The 20,445-nt window shown below is 39.1% G+C and carries 9 protein-coding genes; all 9 read left to right on the top strand.

The features are described from left to right. The first annotated feature begins 61 nt into the window (after window positions 1-61). The 9 genes from kdpA to carB all read left to right on the top strand — a co-directional run bounded on the left by kdpA (window position 62) and on the right by carB (window position 20,433). Entirely contained in the window at window positions 62-1,699 is a 1,638-nt protein-coding gene (gene kdpA, locus EHQ24_RS05785; RefSeq protein WP_135600698.1) for a potassium-transporting ATPase subunit KdpA, read from the top strand. Window positions 1,700-1,708: 9 nt separating this feature from the next. Next, window positions 1,709-3,763 (top strand): potassium-transporting ATPase subunit KdpB, encoded by a 2,055-nt coding sequence (gene kdpB, locus EHQ24_RS05780; protein ID WP_135600697.1) that lies wholly within the window; start codon window positions 1,709-1,711, stop codon window positions 3,761-3,763. Continuing rightward, window positions 3,760-4,338, top strand: coding sequence for a potassium-transporting ATPase subunit C (locus tag EHQ24_RS05775; RefSeq protein ID WP_135600696.1), 579 nt, complete (start codon window positions 3,760-3,762; stop codon window positions 4,336-4,338). Before kdpB ends, EHQ24_RS05775 begins: the two co-directional genes overlap by 4 nt. Next, window positions 4,331-6,904, top strand: coding sequence for a sensor histidine kinase (locus tag EHQ24_RS05770; RefSeq protein WP_135600695.1), 2,574 nt, complete (start codon window positions 4,331-4,333; stop codon window positions 6,902-6,904). The genes EHQ24_RS05775 and EHQ24_RS05770 overlap by 8 nt, the downstream gene beginning before the upstream one ends. Before the next feature lie 14 nt (window positions 6,905-6,918). After that, window positions 6,919-7,605, top strand: coding sequence for a response regulator (locus tag EHQ24_RS05765; protein ID WP_135600694.1), 687 nt, complete (start codon window positions 6,919-6,921; stop codon window positions 7,603-7,605). 118 nt (window positions 7,606-7,723) lie between these two features. Then, window positions 7,724-9,007, top strand: coding sequence for a porin (locus EHQ24_RS05760; RefSeq protein ID WP_244310304.1), 1,284 nt, complete (start codon window positions 7,724-7,726; stop codon window positions 9,005-9,007). A gap of 175 nt (window positions 9,008-9,182) precedes the next feature. Then, window positions 9,183-14,783, top strand: coding sequence for an alpha-2-macroglobulin family protein (locus EHQ24_RS05755; protein WP_135600693.1), 5,601 nt, complete (start codon window positions 9,183-9,185; stop codon window positions 14,781-14,783). Window positions 14,784-14,824: 41 nt separating this feature from the next. Beyond that, entirely contained in the window at window positions 14,825-17,083 is a 2,259-nt protein-coding gene (locus EHQ24_RS05750) for a sulfatase family protein (protein ID WP_135600692.1), read from the top strand. A 29-nt stretch (window positions 17,084-17,112) separates the two neighbouring features. Then, window positions 17,113-20,433 carry a carbamoyl-phosphate synthase large subunit gene (gene carB / locus EHQ24_RS05745; RefSeq protein WP_135600691.1) on the top strand — a complete coding sequence of 1,107 codons (3,321 nt, stop codon included), beginning with the start codon at window positions 17,113-17,115 and terminating at the stop codon, window positions 20,431-20,433. Window positions 20,434-20,445 lie beyond the last annotated feature (12 nt).

The raw sequence follows: 20,445 nt of genomic DNA, 5'->3' as shown, positions 1-20,445 counted from the left end.
TTCCCTTCTCCTTAAGTGGGGAGGTATTTACTTGTAGTAGTAATCATGAGAGAATTTCTCTATGGTTGAATTACTTTATTTTCCATTCTATTTAGGGTTACTCATTTTAGTTTCACCCTTTGTCGGATACTATATGGCATTTGTATTGAATGCTAAATCTTTGCCTCTGGAAAAGAAGCTGTTCCAGTTTTTGTTTTCTGGTGCACCACCCACGCAAACGCCAAAACAATATTTGAATAGCCTCATCATTTTCCATTTCCTTGGGGCAGTCATTTTGTTTTTGATTTTAAAATTTCAAAATCTTTTGCCAATGAATCCTTTGCATCTTCCGGCAATGAATTGGGATCTAGCACTGAATACAACAATCTCATTCATTACAAATACCAATTGGCAGGCATATTCAGGTGAAAGCCAACTGAGTAGTTTTTCCCAAATGGTAGGACTTACTCCACAAAATTTCTTAAGTGCAGGTGTTGGTATTTCTGTATTAGCGTTTGTGAGTCGTACCGTTGTTTCAACGAAATCAAACCGATTTGGAAACTTTTGGTCGGATCTTTTTCGGTCTACATTTTATATCCTTTTGCCGATTTCGTTTTTTGTTTCTTTATTCCTTGTTTCGCAAGGTGTCATCCAAACCTTTCAAAATCCTGTTCAAAGCGTAGGAATGGATGGAGTGCCAAATATTTTACCTATGGGACCTGCGGCTTCACAAATTGCCATCAAACAAATTGGAACCAATGGTGGCGGTTATTTTGGTGTGAACAGCGCCCATCCCTTTGAAAATCCAACACCCCTTTCAAACTTCATCCAATTGTTTTCGATTCTTTTTTTGCCAGCTTCTTGTGTATTCTTATACGGCAAAATTACCAATTCCTTTCGTCATGTTTGGGTGATATTCTTTGTGATGTTTTCATTTTTGATATTAGGGTTTACGGGAGCCTATTTCTCGGAAATCCATCACTTGGGATTTTGGGAAGGAAAGGAATTTCGATTTAGTTTGACTGAATCCACACTCTGGTTGTCCGCAACAACTGCTGCTTCGAATGGTTCGGTGAACTCTATGTTTGATAGTTATTCTCCGTTAGCTGGAGGGATTGCTATTTTTCAAATGATGTTAGGTGAAATTATTTTCGGTGGTGTAGGGACGGGAATGTATGGAATGTTTTTGTTTTTGATACTCACCGTTTTTTTGTCTGGGTTAATGATTGGTAGGACTCCGGAATACTTTGGCAAAAAAATTGGTAGTTATGAAATCAAATGGACTTTGTTTGGAATTTTATCACCAACCGTTTGTATCCTTCTTGGTTCCGCTTTCACAATCTTTTTAGAATCAGGTTATTCAGCGAAAGGCCCTCATGCCTTATCACAAATCCTTTATGCCTATAGTTCCGCTGCAGGTAATAATGGTTCTGCTTTTGCTGGATTTTCGGCTGATACATTATGGGGAAATTTATCTTTGGGGATCTCGATGTTAGTCGGAAGATTTAGTGTCATTTATGCAGTTGTTTTTGTCGCAGGCAGTCTCGGAGGAAAAGTCACTACTAAATCTTCGGATGGAAACTTTAAATTGGATTCTGTATTGTTTGGAGTTTTACTCTTCTCCGTTATATTAATTGTTTGTGGCCTTTCTTTTTTTCCTGTTCTGGCACTCGGGCCAATTTTGGAACAATTACTAATCAATAAAGGAATATTCTTTTAAGAGGCTTATATGACAAATTCAAAAAATCTAATATCAAAAGAACTATTTACAACATCACTCCTGGATGCGGTTCGTAAGTTTTCTCCTAAGTATGCATTTTCTAATCCCGTGATGGCAACTGTTTGGATTGGTACTTTTTTACTTCTATTGCAAATCTTTTATTATTGGAGTTCGAAGGTTCCGTTTCAAAACGAATTGCCTATATTCTTTTGGCTTCTCGTCACTTTGTTTTTTGCAAACTTTGCTGAAAGTGTGGCGGAAGGGAGAGGTAAAGCAAGAGCCGATAGTTTACGAAAAACAAGATCCAAAACTATTTCTAAAAAAGTGGATTCTATTGGAGACTTAAATTATAAAGAAATCATCTCTAGTGAATTAAAAATCAACGATATCGTTTATGTAAAAGCGGGAGATACAATCCCTGGTGATGGAGAAGTTGTCTTAGGAATTGCAAGTGTTGATGAATCAGCAGTGACCGGCGAATCAGCACCCGTCATTCGAGAGAGTGGTGGGGATAGGTCAGCGGTTACGGGAGGTACTCGAGTGATCTCCGATCATTTGTACATCAAAATGACAACGAAACCTGGAGAGAGTTTTATTGATAAAATGATCTCAATGATTGAAGGAGCTACCAGACAAAAAACGCCAAACGAAATTGCATTAGGCATCGTACTTTTTGCACTGACCATTTTGTTTCTGTTAACGGTTCTTTCTCTGATTCCCATTGCCAACTTTGTGGGAAATGAGATTGGTCAAAATTGGAACTTTCGGTTTTCTGTGTGGTTGGCAATATTTATTTGTCTCATTCCTACTACCATTGCCGCACTTTTAAGTGCGATTGGGATATCAGGGATGGAAAGGTTGATTCGTTGTAATGTGATTGCAAAAAGTGGAAAGGCCGTAGAAGCCGCCGGTGACATTCACGTTTTGTTATTAGATAAAACAGGAACCATCACACTCGGAAACAGAGAAGCCCATCGTTTTTATCCTACTTTGGGAGTGAGTGAAGAAGAGTTGGCCGATGCCAGTCAACTTTCATCCCTTTCTGATGAAACACCGGAAGGAAGATCCATTGTGGTTCTCGCCAAACAGAAGTATGCAATCCGTGAAAGAAATTTAAATTCTTTAGATGTTCGTTGGATTCCTTTTTCTGCATCCACAAAAATGAGTGGGGTTGAAATTTACGAAAATGGAAAACTGGTTCGAAACATTCGTAAAGGTGCCTCCGATTCCATTAGAAAATATATAGAATCCTTAGGAGGAACCGTTCCTGAATCCATTCAAAAGATATCTGATGAAATTTCTAAAAAAGGGAGCACTCCCATATTTGTCACGGAAGGCGAAAGATTACTGGGTGTGATTGAATTAAAAGACATTGTGAAAGGAGGACTGAAAGAAAGGTTCAGTACTTTAAGGAGGATGGGAATTCGCACAGTGATGATTACTGGTGATAATCCTCTCACGGCTGCGGCCATAGCGGCAGAGGCAGGTGTGGATGATTTTATCGCAGAGGCTACACCGGAAGCAAAACTAAAACGGATTCGAGAAGAACAAACAAACGGATATTTGGTGGCAATGATTGGGGATGGAACCAATGATGCACCGGCTCTTGCACAATCTGATGTTGGTGTTGCTATGAATACAGGAACTCAAACGGCAAGAGAAGCAGGGAATATGATCGATTTAGATAGTAACCCAAGTAAACTCATTGAAATTGTAGAGATTGGAAAACAACTTCTGATGACAAGGGGAGCACTGACTACTTTTAGTATTGCCAATGACGTTGCTAAATACTTTGCTATCTTACCCGCTTTGTTTTTGCCTTTAGCTCCGCTAAACATCATGCATCTATCAAGTCCAGATCATGCCATTTTAGCTGCTGTGATTTTTAATGCCCTTGTCATTCCGGCACTCATCCCTCTTTCCCTTCGCGGAGTGAAGTACGTTCCCAAGTCCCCTGATTCTGCCTTACTACGAAATTTTCTGATGTATGGTGGTGGAGGAATGGTCTTTCCATTTTTAGGAATCAAACTCATTGACTTAATTATCTCTGGAGGTTATTTATGAAGTCGAACGAAACATCAAACCAATGGGAAATCGCCATTCGATTTTTTTTCTTATCCATTTTAGTTTTCGGATTTATCTATCCACTTTCTGTCACAGGTCTCAGCCAAACTTTTTTTCCATTTCAGGCAAATGGAAGTTTGGTGGTAAACCAAGGAAATATCATTGGCTCTGAATTATTAGCGCAAAAGGTTAACATGGAAAATATGTTTTTGTATCGGCCCAGTGCGGCCAATTACAATACAATACCAAGTGGTGCTTCCAATTTAAGTCCATCTAGTTCCCATTTAAAAACCTTTGTGGAAACTAGGAAATCGGAATTGGAAAGTTTAGGCCTTCGGCCCGATCGTTGTCCCGAACTTTTGTATGCTTCAGGGTCTGGACTTGATCCACATATCTCAGTAACCTGTGCTCGTGAACAAGCGGAATTCCTAAATAAACATTCCAAAGTTCCGTTAGAAGTCATCAATGAGTTGATTGATAAAAATACGGAATATCCGTTATTTGGAATGATAGGTCAGAAACGAGTGAATGTGACAAAACTGAATGTTTCCTGGAAACAATTGAAAGATGAATGAAGAAAAAAGACCGGAAGATTTTCTTTCCTTAGCCAATCAGGAAGAACCGAAAAAAAAAGGTTTTCTAAAAGTTTATTTCGGAATGTCTCCGGGTGTGGGTAAAACCTATGCAATGTTAACCGAGGCCCATCACTTAAAAGAAGATGGGGAAGATATAAAAATCGGCATTGTCGAAAGTCACGGGAGAGAAGAAACAAAGGCATTAATCGAAGGGCTTGAAAGTATTCCTCTTAAATCAATCGAATATCGAGAAAAAGTATGGGAGGAAATGGATGTCGAATTGATCCTAAAGGAAAAACCAGGTTACGTTTTAGTCGATGAATTAGCCCATACCAATATTCCTGGTTCGATCAATAAAAAAAGATACCAAGATGTTTTTTTATTGATCGATGCCGGCATCAATGTTTTATCAACAGTCAATGTACAACATTTAGAAAGCCAAGTAGACTCCATCGAAAAAATCATCCAAAGTCCAGTCAAAGAAACCATACCAGATAGTATTTTGGAAAGGGCCGATGAACTTGTGTTAATCGATATTATACCAGATGAATTATTAAAAAGACTATCTGAAGGTAAGGTTTACATTCCAGAAAAAATAGTTTCTGCAAAAGAAAACTTTTTTCGTAAAGAAAATCTAACCTATCTTCGGGAATTGTCTTTGTCGTATACGGCAAAGTATGTGGAAAAACGAATGACACAGGGAAGAGAACGAATTTTGGTAGCCATTTCGGCAAGCCCCCATTCCAAAACTTTACTTAGATATGCGAAAAGATTGGCATTAGAAAGGAATTCCGAATTGTATGCAATTTTTTCAGAGAACGATGAAGATAAAAGTTTGGAAGCTGCAAATTCCATACGTTCCCATATTCGTTTTGCCAAAGAGTTAGGTGCAGAGGTAGTCCATTCCTTTGAAGCAGATCCCGTGGTAGGAATTGTGGCGGTGGCAAGGGAAAAAAGAATCAATCGATTGATGATCGGCGGGTCTAAAAAAAGTTTTTTTTGGGATTTGTTTCAAAATAATATTTCTTCAAAAATCATCAAACAACTTAGAGATGTAGAAATTATTGTAGTTCCTTATACTTATGATCAAAACTATCAATTCGATTTTTATAAGAAACTAATTCCATCTTCGGGGATTCGTCAATATATATCTGTGTTTGCATTGACCTCCCTTGTGACTTTTTGTAACCAAATTTTGCTTTCCTATATTGGGTATTGGACAATTTCCATTCTGTATTTGTTTTATGTGGCAGTTCTTGGAATGTTCTTCAGTAGGGGCCCTGTGTTACTTGCCGCCATTCTTTCTGCATCGTTTTGGAACTTTTTATTTATCCCTCCACTGTATACATTTTACATTTCGAAGTTAGAAGATGCATTGATGTTCGTTATTTTTATGTTGATCGCTCTAATTAACGGAAGTTTGACGGCGAGACTTAAAAAAAATGAATCAAAACTTAAGTCAAGGGAGGAAAAACTTTCCATTTTATATGAACTGACTAGAAATTTATCTCAAACATCAACTTCTTCAGAAATCATTAAAACAGGAGAGACCTTTTTTAAACGAATTTTTCCTTTTCCCGTGAAACTTCATTTTTATCAAGCAGGCGAATTTTCACCCGCTATCGAAGATACCAAGGATTTAGCGGTTGCTACGTGGACGATTAAAAATGGGAAACCAGCAGGTAAATATACAGAAACTTTGTCTTTGGCAAATGCTACTTTTTATCCCCTGGTGTCTCCGGGTGGGATCAGTGGAGTCATCAATATTGTGACAGAGGAAGAACCGAGTTTGGAAAAAGAGATTTTACTGAATACGGTAGCAAACCAAGTAGCTCTGGCTCTTGATAGAGATATTCTTTCTGAGGATTCTAAAAAAAATTTTTTATTAAAAGAATCGGAAAAAGTTTACAATCTAATTTTTAATTCCTTATCGCATGAACTGAAAACCCCACTCACATCCATCCAAGGTTCTGCTTCTGCATTGCTCGATCCAGAAATAGATGCAAATCCAAAAGTTAGAAAAGATTTGGTTGAAGAAATTCAGGAAAGTTCGCTTGTATTAAATTTGCTTTTAGGAAACTTACTGGATATCAGTCGAATTGAATCGGGGTATTTGACTTTGAAGAAAGAAAAAGTTTATCCTTCCGAGATCATCCATGATTCTATCTCTTACTTAGGAAAAAATAAAATCAATCATTTGATAAAAATTCAGTTAAATGATTTGGATTTTCCTTTAGAACTAGATCGTGTTCTCTTTTCGCATGCCATTTTTAATTTGTTGTATAATGCTTGTATGTATACTCAGAGCGGATCAACCATTTGGATATCACTCTCAAAAACCGAAAGTTCCTTTCAATGGATTGTGGAAGATAACGGAAACGGTCTTCCGCTTGATTCCTCTCGGATCTTTCAAAAGTTTTATAGAGGGGAGTCTTCTGGAAAAATTGGAACTGGTCTTGGCCTTGCCATTTCGAAATCCATCATTGAGTTACACGGAGGAAGTATCGAGGCAATGAATCGAAAAGAAGGTGGTGCCAGGTTTCTCATTGACATTCCCTATTTTTAAACTATTACCTTCTTATGGGTAAAGATTTGATTTTACTTGTCGATGACGATGGTGCCATTCGCAAGATGTTACGCATCGCTCTCGAGGCAAAAGGGTATCAAACCATTGAGGCAATATCTAAAAAAGAAGCCATAGAATCCATTGCTCTTCATTCGCCAAAATTAGTTTTACTCGATTTACAATTGCCGGATGGTTCTGGGTTAGAGGTAATCAAAGAAGTCCGCCAATTTTCGGAAATTCCTTTTATTGTTTTGTCAGTGATGAGTTCTGAGGAAGACAAAATTTCCTTACTTGATTCTGGTGCTGATGATTATATTACAAAACCATTTAGTATGGGTGAGTTACTTGCTAGGATTCGGACGGCCCTGCGTAGACTCCCCGTGGAAGAAACTCCTTCCAATTGGGAAAAAGAAAGTTTAACGGTGGATTTTGTCAATCACCAGGTTGTTAAAAATCAGGTTCAAATTCGATTGACCCCAACAGAATTTCAAATCCTTACTTTTTTAATTAAAAATTCGGGTAAAGTCATCACTCATGATGTGTTAATCAAAAAAATTTGGGGAGAACAAGCGTTAAATGAAATGAATTCCTTAAGAGTTCATATCACTCAGCTTAGAAAAAAAATTGAGGATTCACCTAGTGAACCCAAATTTTTAATTACGGAGCCAGGCATTGGTTATCGTTGGGTGACCCAATCTTAATTCCAAAGTTTTTAAAGAAAAGATCATTTTATCTATCTTAATGAGTTCTTAAGGTAAATTAGAAGATCATAATTCGCGAACCATTGTAACTCAAAACAAAAAGTGCTAAATTGATCTGATGATGTTAGATCAATTTAAAATATTTCCAAATATTTTTTGGAAATATACAAAGGTATTAAAATCAGTTCTCTATCTGGAGATAATTATCTGTATTGGGTTTGTGTATCCGATCCAATCACAATCACAGGTCGCAGCAGAAGAAACAAAGATTTCTGATAAAAAAGAGGAAACAGTTTCCCTTCCGAAAACGGTATCTTTGGCAAATTCCATTCAAATGGGTGGATTTGTTGATTCCTACTATTTATACAATCGAAACTTACCAAAAGATACAGAACGAAATTATACAACGCAAGCTGTAAGAAATAATGAGTTCAATATCAACTTGGCATATTTAGAAGCTCGGATTGATGAGAAAAAATACAGAGGTAGGTTTGCATTGCAGTGGGGAACTTCCGTAAACGCAAATTATGCGGGAGAGGTATCTACTGAAAAATATTCAAATCAAAACTCAGTTAAAAATATCCAAGAGGCATATGCTGGTTTTAAGATTGCGAAGGACACTTGGCTTGATGTTGGAATTTTTTTTGGAAATATCGGTCATGAGTCTTGGATCTCACATAACAATGTGAACTATACAAGAGCCTTTGCCTTGGATTATGTTCCTTATTATTCTTCTGGGGTTCGATTGACTCACCAGTTTTCAGACAAACTGAGTGGACAATTGCAGGTGTTGAATGGTTGGCAAAACATTACAGATAATAATAAAGATAAGGCATTCGGAAGCCAGATTAAATATTTGTTTAGTCCAAATTTAATTTTAACACTGAACCAATTTGCCGGAAACGAAGCACCAAATAACGAAAGAAAACAAATGCGTTACTACCAAAATACAATTTTGGAATGGATGGTCTCTGATCAGTTGAGTTTAGTCGGACAGTTCGATGTGGGAGCGCAAAAAGCAAAAGAAAGTTTTGTCTACGAACCATGGTTAGCGGCTTATGATTCGAGTTTGGGGGAATATCGCGAAACTTCTTCCCATGCATATAGACAATGGTATCATGGGACAATTTGGTTCAGTTATAAAATCGCTCCTGAGTATCGGTTGAGTTTTCGTATCGAACGTTTTTATGATCCACTCCAGGTCATGGCAAACACAGGCACTCGTAATGGATTTATGAGTAACGGATACACAACTACCTTTGATATTCTTAAATTTGATCCAGGTTTACTTAGATTTGAATATGTCTACCGAAGGTCAGCCGATTCGATTTTTGTTTACCGAGACTCGCAGACTTCCAAGAAAGAGGATTTTTTTGTGATCGCTTTTTCCCTTAAATTTTAAGGGAAAAAATGAGTCTTGGCGGAAAGTTTTCCGGCAATTAGAAACCTTTCCACAGGTGAAAGGGTCTAAATATCGTTCATAGATGTTTCTCCTTATGATACCCGCAGGGAGGGGTCAATATCCCTGATTTTCTTTTTTTTCTTTCCAAAGAAATTCCTCTTCCTAAATTCTCTCCATGTTCGTTCGGTTTCGTTATCCTATCCTTTTACTCCTTTCCCTTTTTTTGGTTCGTTCTGATTTTACACAAAGCCAACCTGCAAGTATTGAATTTTTTACACCGAATGGATTTATCAAACAACCCAAACAGGTGACCGTTCGGTTCACAAAACCCATGGTGGCGCTTGGTGATATACGCCCCAAAGTTGATATCTTCCAAGTGAATTGCCCTTTGCCGGGAACCAGTCGTTTTATTGATTCCACAACTTGGGTTTATGAATTTGAAGCGGAAGTCCCAGGTGGCGTTGAATGTTCCTTCCAATTGAAAGAGGGAACCAAAACTTTAAGCGGTGAGACTGTACAAGGGGAACGCAAATTTTCTTTCCATACGGGTGGACCATCAGTCCAGTATTCCACTCCTTACAACGGAGCCTCTATCACTGAAGATCAAATTTTTATTTTGCACCTGGATGCAAAACCAGACTTAACCTCGTTTCAAAAGTATGTATACTTTCGTTCGGAAGAACTGGGAAACCGGATTCCGATTGTCCTCATCACAGGATCTGATCGCAAGTCAATATTACAATCAACCGGAGACACAGATAGAGAAGAAACTGTCCTTCTAAAATCCAAACAAACTTTTTTGCCAGAGAGACAAATCCAATTGGTTCTAGGAAAAGGAACTAAATCGGTTTGGGGTGGTGAAATCCGTGAAGACGAAGTCATTCCCTTTACAGTAAGATCTGTATTTTCAGTTCGCTTTACTTGCGAACGAGTGAATGCAAAAGCAGATTGTATTCCTATCCTTCCTGTTTCGCTGTCTTTTAGTTCGGCGGTCTCTCGGGATAGTTTACAAAAAATCAAACTTGTTTCCAAAGAGGGAAAGGAATTCCCTCAGTCGCCCCAAGCAGAAAAAGGAAATGAGTTTTATGAATGGGTGAGTTTCCCTGGACCTTTTCCTGAAAATACAGAATTTGAAATTCGAATTCCCGATTTGGAAGATGAAACAAACAGAAAATTATCCAACCAAACTTCCTTTCCATTGAAGTTTAAAACAGATGAATTTCCACCTCTTGCAAAGTTTGGTGCCAAATTTGGAATTTTAGAATCGAAAGCCAAACCAGCGTTACCGGTTACACTTCGTAATTTAGAAGTCAATCTTCCGATGAAATCAGTTTCTCTCGGTGTAGGTGGAAAAAGCCAAAAGACCATGGATATTTTAGAGATCCAAAAATGGTTCCAAGTTTTAGCCACAAGAGAAAGAGAACAATCAGTCTTTCAAAATCCGCCCACATCTTCAGGCATTTCTTCTTTCACTCTTCCGAAACCGAATGGGAAAAAACCAATGGAAGTGGTTGGGATTCCTCTGGATACTCCCGGATTTTATGTGGTCGAACTGGCAAGTGATATCCTTGGAAATAGTTTGTTAGAAAAAAAAGGAAAGATGTATGTATCCAGTGCAGCCCTAGTCACAAACCTCTCGGCTCATTTCAAATGGGGAAAGGATACAAGTCTTGTATGGGTGACAAATTTAGACCAAGGCCTACCAGAGGCAGGAGTCCAAATCAAAATCCTGGATTGTAAGGGGAATTTGCGCGGAGCCGGGATCACTGGAAAAGATGGAAGTATGTTATTTGGAAATTTAAATTTCCAAGAGGTTCCTTATTGCGGTTATCATGAGTTAGGTTCTGGACTTACCATCTTTGTTCAAAAAAACGATGACATTAGTTTTACCTCAAGCATCTGGGACAAAGGGATTGAAAGTTGGCGTTACCAATTGCCAAGTACCTCTACAGGCCATTCGAAAGAAATCAAATCCATTGTGCTCGATAGAACCTTATTTAAAAAAGGAGAAACCGTTCACCTAAGACATGTTCGGCGTGGATTTGGAAACAAGGGTTTAACACCTGCGGATCCAAAGGATTATCCATCACAAGTCATCATCAAACATGAAGGTTCCGGTGAGGCATATCCTTTACCACTTGTTTGGTCATTTCCTGGTCAGTCCGAATCCGAATTTAAAATTCCAAAAACGGCAAAACATGGGGTTTATATTGTTTATTATCCCTATTCAAATGATGACGCAAGTTATGGAGAAACCGTCACTCAGTTCCGAGTGGAGGAATTTCGTCTTCCGGTGGTCAAAGGAAATATTCAACTTGCGGGCGACAAACAAGAGTTAGTATCTCCAAAAGAATCCAAAGTTCTATTTGGATTAGAATATTTATCGGGAGGAGGGGCCGGTGGGTTTCCAGTCAAAATTCGTTCCCAAGTGGTTCCTAGTTTTTATTCTCCTAAAGAAGAATATTCGGCATTTACTTTTTCTCCAGAAAAAATAACGGAAGGAAAATGGAAGGTGAGTGGGTATGAGGAAGAAGAAGCGGAAGAAACAAAACCAACAGTTTTATCCACGGCACTCAAAACCGATCCCAAGGGATTTTTACAATATACCTTCAGTGGATTAAAACCAGTTACTGGTTACGGAAGTTTCCAAGTAGAAATGGAATATGCCGATCCATCCGGTGAAATTCAAACTGTCTCTAGAAGTTTTCCCGTTTCCCAGTCCGAAGTGCATTTAGGAATTTTACCGGATGGTTGGTTATTCACTGAAGATAACGTAAAACTTCAATTAGTTGCTTTAAATTCTAAAGACAAAGCCATCTCTTCCCAAAAAATAAAAGTTACGGCTTACAAAAGAGAATTTTATTCCAACAGAAAACGCCTTGTTGGTGGATTTTATGCTTACGAACACTATGAAGAGGTCACTAAACTCGGAGAATTCTGTGAAGGAAAAACCGATTCCAAAGGGATTCTCATTTGTGAAGGAAAATCCCCTGCTGTAGGTGATATCGTTTTTCTCGCAGAAACTAAAGATGCTGATGGGAATGCCACTAACTCTAGTTATAGTGTTTGGGTGAGTTCCAAACAAGAAGCCTGGTTTGATGTGAGTGACCACAACCGTATGGACATTTTACCTGAAAAAAGGAGTGTCGATGTCGGAGAAACCATCAAAGTTCAAATTCGTTCCCCTTTCCGCGAAGCAACAGCCCTTGTGAGTTTAGAAAGAGAAGGGGTTCTTGATTATTTTGTGACACAAGTCTCAGGCAAAGATCCTGTGATTTCGATTCCTATCAAAAAGGAATATGCACCCAATGTTTTTGTCTCGGTTTTACTGGTGCGGGGTCGTGTGGGTGATCCTAAACCCACTGGCCTTGTGGATTTGGCAAAACCGGGATACCGTTTGGGCCTTACCATGTTAAAAGTAGGTTCCAAACCGTACACTTTGTCCGTTTCGGTTAGTCCCGATAAAAAACTCTACCAAGTCAGAGAAACTGCTAACGTGGAATTGGAAATCAAAACTTCCGATGGAAAAGTTCCTCTGGAATCGACAGAGGTGACTTTGGCAGTTGTGGATGAAGCACTTCTGGAACTTTCCCCCAATCCTACTTGGAACTTACTCGATACAATGATGGGAACAAGACCTCATTCTGTCGGAACTTCCACGGCTCAATCACAGATCATTGGAAAACGACATTTTGGCCTAAAGGCAAAACCAGATGGGGGTGGCGGTGGAAAACAATCCACTCGGTCTCTTTTTGATACTTTGGTGTATTGGAAAGGAAAGGCCATCATCGGAAAGGATGGAAAGTATAAATTTAGTTTTCCTTTAAATGATTCCCTTACCAGTTTTCGCATTGTTGCCGTGGCTACTTCCGGTGCCAAAGAGTTTGGAACAGGAATGGCAAAAATCCAAACCACTCAAAAAATCCAATCCTTCTCTGGAATTCCGCCAGTGGTTCGGTTAGGTGATAACCTTCGTCATGAAGTGACACTTCGGAATGCGGGAGAAAATAAAGAACAACTTCGGTTGCGTCTTTCTGTGGCAGACTCAATCAATGGAACGGAATCCAAAGTGGAATTGGAAACTAAATCAGCGATGTTGGGATCAGGGGAAACAAAAGTTGTGTTCTGGGATTTAACCGTTCCTGAAAATACCACCAAACGAAAGTTCCATTTGGAAGTTTCCTCACCTAATGGCAATGTCCTTGACCAATTGTCCGTAGATCAAACGGTTTTGCCTGTGGACACAGAACGGGTTTACCAAGCCGGATTATTTTTGTATGAATCGCCCATCAAAGAATCCGTCCAAGTTCCCGAAGGTTCCAAACCAAACTCGGGTAAGATGGTGTGGAAGGCCTCTCCTACGATTCTTACTAGCCTTTCTGGAATCCAAACTTATTTTCAAAATTACCCATACTATTGTATGGAACAACGAGTGTCAAAAGCCATTGGTCTCAAATCTGAGCCCATGTGGAATGATGTATTCGCTGATTTGAATTCCTTTTTGGATTATGATGGACTTGTGAAATACTTTGCTCGAATGGAAAATGGAAGCGAAATCCTAACCGCTTACGTATTAACATCGGCACAATTGGCAAACAAAAAAATCCCAGAGGAAACATTGGGTCGAATGATTGTTGGCCTACAAGGTTATTTAGAAGGACGAGTGAAGGGAGAAAGATACAAATTTGGTGCCGACTCCATTGTGCGTAAGATCATTGTATGGGAAGCTCTCACTCGTTACCAAACTTATGAATGGGAACAAGTAAGGCCCATTTTTGAAGGGATCGAGTTTTTACCAACGGCATCTCTCATTGACCTTTCTGAAATTTGGGGTCGGGTGAATGGGGGAGATGGATCTGTAAAGTCTCGCCTGACAAGTACATTGCGATCCAGGCTAAACATCCAAGGATCAGAACTTATGGTAGCTGATTCCGGTTTTACCAATCCTTGGTGGATTTTGGGAAGCCGTGATTATACGATGGCAAAACTTTTACTTTGGGCATTCTCTGAACCAAGTTATAAAAAAGATATGCCAAGGCTCATCAAAGCCTTTGTCAAAATGCAAAAAAAGGGAAGTTATGATACTACCCTTGGAAATGCCTATTCCATTTTGGTTTTTGATCGGGTGAGTAAACTTTTGGAATCCGAAAAAGTGACTGGTGGAAAAATTTCTATCCAATCCGCTAAAGAAACTTTAAATTTAGAACCTAACGGAAAACAAACGGTAACACAATCCATTGGAACGAGCCCTGAATCTGTATCTGTAAGTTATGATGGAAAGGGGAAACCTTGGGTGGAATGGTCGGTGAAATCCATCCTTCCATTAAAAGCACCTATCTCCAGTGGTTACCGATTGAAACGAACTTGGGAACCTTTGCAGGTGGCAAAGCCTGGGGTTTTATCCAAAGGAGATACCATCCGTGTCACGATTGAAATCCAAGCTGATTCCGATAAAACTTGGGTGGTTGTGGAAGACCCGATCCCACCAGGTTCCCTACCTTTGGGACGGGGATTTGGTCGGGAGTCCATCATCACACAAGACTCTAAATCGGGGGATTCTTCCTATTATTTGAGTTTTGAAGAAAAGACCTTATCTCAGTACAGAGCGTATTTTGAATACCTACCGAAAGGGACACATACCTTAGAGCACAGTTTCCGATTGAACCATACGGGCACCTTCCAATTGCCTGCCACACGGGTGGAAGCCATGTATTCTCCGGAAACCCACGCCGAATGGCCGAATGAAACTGTGAGGATTTCGGAAAATCTGGACTAGGAAAAGTTTACGGATAAAGAGGGCCTGGAATTATGACTCTAATGGGTCCGATCCAAGCCCCTCTTTTCCCTATCCGAATCCTTAAACTTGCCATTTGGTTTACCGTTTTTTTTTATCTATTTTTTCTAATCTTTAATACTAGTTTTACAATCATGGGAGTAGACGTAGGTGACTTCCTCAAACAGTACTTAGGTGCTTTTTTTGGGGTTTATCTTTCCACAACTTTCAAAGTTTTTTCAGTTTCTCTTTTTCTACACCTAAGTCTTTTTTCTCTCGTTTATTTAACTTACCATTTTCTAAAACAATCAGATGTTTCTTGGATTCATTTGTCTGCTTGGGTTGTTTTCATTGAATGTTTGGCTTTACTGCATTCGATGGTGAGTTATCCACAAATTTACGGAGAGTTCTTTTTTTTCCGTTATCCTACCTTTGCACCATTTTTATATTTTTTAACAGACCATACAAGTCCTGGGTATTTTACCTTGGTTCTCGGAATACTAATCTTAGTGTTTCTTTCCGTGTTATCCTTACAAATTTACCTACATAAAAACAAAGAGAGTTTTTTCGTTTTGGTTCATGTTCTAATCCTTGGGTTAGTACATATTTCCGGTTATTATATGGTCGGAATCTTTTATTTTGCGATTCTATTCTGGCAAGGCAAACAATACCAAAGGATTCATATCAAGTCCTATGGAATCATTCTTTTTCTTTTAATCCTTTTTTATTTAGTTCCAGGTATCTGGACTAGGATTGAGGCATTCACTCATTCGAATGAAAAAGAAAAACCTCCTGTTTTTATCATCGCCGCAGATTCCCTCAGATATGACAAAATTGGTTATAAAATTGGTGGAAAGAGCATCACTCCTAAGATTGATTTGTTTGCCAAAGATGGATTTGTATTTCACGACCATCATACCACCATCCCTCGCACCTTTCCTAGTTGGGCAGATTTACTCACCGGCCAATATGCAATGAGCCACAAGGTTCGTGATATGTTTCCTTCACCGGAAGAAAAAAAGCGAATCGGATCTCCTGCTTTTTCCACAATCCAACAAAAGTTAAAAGAAATTGGATACCGTAGTTATGCGATTGGAAGTTTTGCCGCCGATATTTTCCCCCGTGCCAACTTTGGATTTGATGAGGTTCATGCACCGAATTTTAATGCTCGCATTATGACGGTTCAACGGACAGCCGAGTCCCAACTTTTCCTTATGCCTTTTCTTACAGGTTCTTGGTTTTCTGGTGGGATGTATTTGGAAGAAATGGACGGATTGTCCACTTGGGGAGATGGTAGTCGAATTTTAGACAGATTCCGATCGGTTCTCCATCGAGAAGGAAAAGATTCATTTTCTGTAACCTACTTTTCCAGTGTCATACATTTCCCTTACACACCAGCATACCCATATTACAAAACATTTACCGATCCCAATTATTATGGTAAGTATAAATATTTAAAGTTTGTAGATCCCACAAACTCTACAACTCCCGATGAATTAGAAACAAAACAAATTCGTGGGCTTTTTGATAGTGCTGTATTTGCCTTTGATTCTGAATTTGGAGAGATCATTTCTGAATTAAAAGACAAAGAGATTTATGACGAAGCCATCATCATACTCACTGCCGACCACGGGGAAGCTTTGTATGAAGATGTACATGGTCAAGGGCATGGAGAACATTTACGTGGGGAAGCAGTCACCCATGTTCCTTTTATTATAAAATTTCCTAAATCAACAAACCCTACGAAACCAGACAATGAGTTTTTCGGAATTACATCCAGTGTGGATATTTATCCGACTCTTATGGAATATTTTAATCTTACCACCAAACAAAAGTTCCCTGGTAGATCGTTATTGCCAATGTTTGGAAAATCAAATTGGGAAGATGATCGTTTGGTATATGCGGAAACTGGAATTTGGTTTTCGGATGCTGGGGATCATTTTTTTCAAAAACAAAGAATTCCTTATCCGAACATCCTTTCTCTCCACCAAGTAATCCCAGAAGAAGATTACCAAATTATGATCACAGATCCAATTTACAGAGAAACCATTGCTTTTTCAAAACATAGGTCTGTTCAAAATTCCAATTACAAACTCATTTATATTCCCACACGCCAAGGAGTGGTTTTTGAATTGTATGACCGTAAAAAAGATCCTCTAAACACAAAGAATCTTTACCCGAACCACCCTATGGCAACAAAAATGAAAGACATGTTATACCAAACTGTGATTCAATGGGAAGACGCCTCTCTCGCGGGAGAGTATTTAATACCAAGTTCTTTATCAGATATCAATGAAAACTAAAAATAAATGGGAAAATAAAAGAGGAAACTATGCCGCAACGTAACGACTTAAAATCAATTTTGATCATCGGATCCGGACCTATCGTCATCGGGCAGGCATGCGAATTTGACTACTCCGGAACCCAGGCAACAAAGGCCCTTAGGGAAAAGGGGATACGAGTCATTCTCGTAAATTCCAATCCGGCCACAATTATGACGGATCCCGATCTTGCGGATGCCACTTATATCGAACCACTCACAGTCCCTGTATTAGAAAAAATTATCAAAAAAGAAAAACCGGATGCCATCTTACCAACAGTAGGTGGACAAACTGCTTTGAACTTAGCTTTAGCACTCCACAAAGAAGGAGTTTTAGAGAAATATAATGTCGAACTCATAGGTGCTAAGGTTGAGGCCATTCGTAAAGCAGAGGATAGGGAACTATTCAAACTAGCGATGGAAAAACTGGGGATTCGTGTTGCAAAATCATTTATGGTTTCCGACATGGAAGCGGCTAGAAAAGCAAAGGATGAAATTGGGTTTCCAATCATCATTCGACCGGCTTTCACTTTAGGTGGAACTGGTGGTGGAACTTGTTACGAAGAATCTGAATTCGAAGAAATTGCTCAAAAAGGACTCTCTGCATCTCCCATCTCACAAGTATTAGTGGAAGAGTCGGTGATGGGTTGGAAAGAGTTCGAGTTAGAGGTGATGAGAGACCTTGCGGACAACGTAGTCATCATTTGTTCGATTGAAAATTTGGATCCAATGGGTGTCCATACAGGAGATTCAATCACAGTTGCCCCACAACAAACGTTAAGTGATAAAGAATACCAAAGACTTCGCGATATGTCGATTGATATCATAAGGGAAATTGGAGTGGAAACCGGTGGTTCCAATATCCAATTTGCCGTGAATCCAGAAAACGGAGATGTCATTGTCATTGAAATGAATCCGCGTGTTTCACGTTCTTCCGCATTGGCATCAAAAGCCACAGGATTTCCTATCGCAAAAATTGCAGCATTACTTTCTATCGGTTACACCTTAGACGAAATCAGGAATGACATCACTCGAGTGACACCAGCAAGTTTTGAACCTTCCATTGATTATGTTGTGACCAAAATTCCAAGATTTGCTTTTGAAAAATTCCCAGGTTCTGATCCAACCTTAGGTGTTCAAATGAAAGCCGTTGGGGAAGCCATGGCCATTGGTCGTAACTTCAAAGAAAGTTTTCAAAAAGCACTGAGATCTCTGGAAACCGATCGTTTTGGTTTTGGTAGTGATGGATACCTAAAAGAACTTTTAGAGTGGGAATCGAACCCCAAAGAAGAAAGAAAAACCTGGCTAACAGCAAAGGTAAAAAGACCAACTGACAAACGAATTTTTTATGTGAAGATGGCATTTGACTTTGGAATGAGTGTCGAAGAAATTTTTGAAATTTGTAAAATAGATCCATGGTTTCTTTATCAATTCGAAGAATTATATCTTTTAGAAAACAAATTTCGTAAAGAGGGAAAGGCCATCATTGAAGAGATGAAAAAATCTGGTTTTTCCAATCGCCAACTTGCCTTTCTTTTGAAAGAAGAACAAATACTCGCCCAAGTTCGTAGCGGTGCAGCCATTGAAATCACCAAAGCAAAAGTAGAAAAAACCCTTCGCGATGAAGAAGAGTCCATAGAAAAATTCTTAGAAGAAAAAAATATCCATCCAGTATACAAAAGAATTGATACTTGTGCTGGTGAATTCGAAGCATTCACACCTTATATGTATTCTTCTTATGACGAAGAAGATGAAGCTGAAGTCACTTCCAAAAAGAAAGTGATGATTCTTGGTGGTGGACCAAACCGAATTGGCCAAGGGATAGAGTTTGATTATTGTTGTTGTCATGCCTCCTTTTCCTTACAAGAAGCAGGAGTGGAATCCATTATGGTCAACTCCAATCCAGAAACAGTTTCCACAGACTACGATACTTCCGACCGATTGTATTTTGAACCATTAAGTCTTGAAGATGTAATGGCAATTTTCAAAAAAGAAAAACCTGACGGTGTGATTGTTCAGTTAGGTGGACAAACTCCTTTGAAATTAGCAAAAGCTCTCGAAAAAAGAGGAGTTCCTATTATGGGAACAAGTCCTGACTCGATTGACCGTGCGGAAGATCGTAAACGTTTCGCTGAAGTTTTAGAAAAACTAAATTTAAAATCACCTGACAATGGAATAGCGGCCTCCAAAGACAAAGCAAGGGAAATTGCCAGAAAAATTGGATACCCGGTTCTTGTTAGACCATCCTATGTATTGGGTGGAAGGGCAATGCTCATTGTAAACGAAGAGTCAGAACTTGATAAATACATGGAAGAGGCAGAAGAGGTATCGGAAGATAGACCACTTCTTGTGGATTCCTTTTTACAAGATGCCATCGAAGTAGATGTGGATGCTCTATGTGACGGCAAAGATGTTTTTATTGCAGGGATAATGGAACATATTGAAGAAGCAGGGATTCACTCTGGTGACTCGGCTTGTGTATTACCTCCTCAATCCATTTCTCAACGAATGTTACAAGAAATTGAAGAAGCAACCTACCGTTTGGCTTTGGAATTAGATGTAAAGGGTTTGATCAACGTACAATATGCAATCAAAGAAGAAACTTTGTATGTTTTGGAAGTAAATCCTCGTGCTTCGAGAACTGTACCTTTTGTCGCTAAGTCAATTGGTATCCCGGTTGTGAAAATTGCCGTTAGACTTATGTTAGGTGAAACTTTGGCATCCTTTAAACTAGGGAAACGTTTTTCTGCACCTATGATTACTGTAAAAGAGGCAGTATTACCTTTTAGTAAGTTCCCAGGTGTTGATACCATCCTTGGTCCAGAGATGAGGTCCACTGGGGAAGTGATGGGTGTTGCGATGACAAAAGGAGAAGCCTTTGTCAAAGCTCAGATCATGGCAGGGGAAGAACCACCTAAACATGGAACCGTCTTTGTGACCATCAATGATAAAACTAAAAAAGAATTGTTAGAGTCAGTTCGTTCCTTATCGAACTTAGGATACAATATCATTGCCACAGAAGGAACTCATAAATTTCTTTCCGACAATGGAATCCTTTCTAGTAAAATTAATAAAATCTACGACGGATACTTTCCGAATGTGATTGATTACATCAAAGAAAAGAAAATCCATTTGATCATCAACACACCACTCTCAAGGGTCACTCGTGAAAATGCTTTTACGATCCGGCAAGCTGCCATTAAATACAAAGTGCCTTGTTTAACTACCGCACAAGCGGCAAAGGCACTGATTCATGGTTTGGTGGAAATGAAAGATAAAGGTTTTTCCGTGAATTCCCTTCAGGAAATCCACGCGAAACATAAAAAAACTTAAAACTGAATACAA

This window comes from Leptospira noumeaensis (assembly GCF_004770765.1).
GTDB lineage: Bacteria > Spirochaetota > Leptospiria > Leptospirales > Leptospiraceae > Leptospira_A > Leptospira_A noumeaensis.
The sequence above is the reverse complement of the archived record's forward strand: the minus strand, read 5'-3'. Positions and strand labels throughout refer to the sequence as shown.

Coding starts and splice junctions, on each gene's coding strand:
- EHQ24_RS05755 (WP_135600693.1), top strand. CDS start 9,183: ATGTTCGTTCGGTTTCGTTATCCTATCCTTTTACTCCTTTCCCTTTTT.
- EHQ24_RS05775 (WP_135600696.1), top strand. CDS start 3,760: ATGAAGTCGAACGAAACATCAAACCAATGGGAAATCGCCATTCGATTT.
- kdpB (WP_135600697.1), top strand. CDS start 1,709: ATGACAAATTCAAAAAATCTAATATCAAAAGAACTATTTACAACATCA.
- EHQ24_RS05765 (WP_135600694.1), top strand. CDS start 6,919: ATGGGTAAAGATTTGATTTTACTTGTCGATGACGATGGTGCCATTCGC.
- carB (WP_135600691.1), top strand. CDS start 17,113: ATGCCGCAACGTAACGACTTAAAATCAATTTTGATCATCGGATCCGGA.
- EHQ24_RS05750 (WP_135600692.1), top strand. CDS start 14,825: ATGGGTCCGATCCAAGCCCCTCTTTTCCCTATCCGAATCCTTAAACTT.
- EHQ24_RS05760 (WP_244310304.1), top strand. CDS start 7,724: ATGATGTTAGATCAATTTAAAATATTTCCAAATATTTTTTGGAAATAT.
- EHQ24_RS05770 (WP_135600695.1), top strand. CDS start 4,331: ATGAATGAAGAAAAAAGACCGGAAGATTTTCTTTCCTTAGCCAATCAG.
- kdpA (WP_135600698.1), top strand. CDS start 62: ATGGTTGAATTACTTTATTTTCCATTCTATTTAGGGTTACTCATTTTA.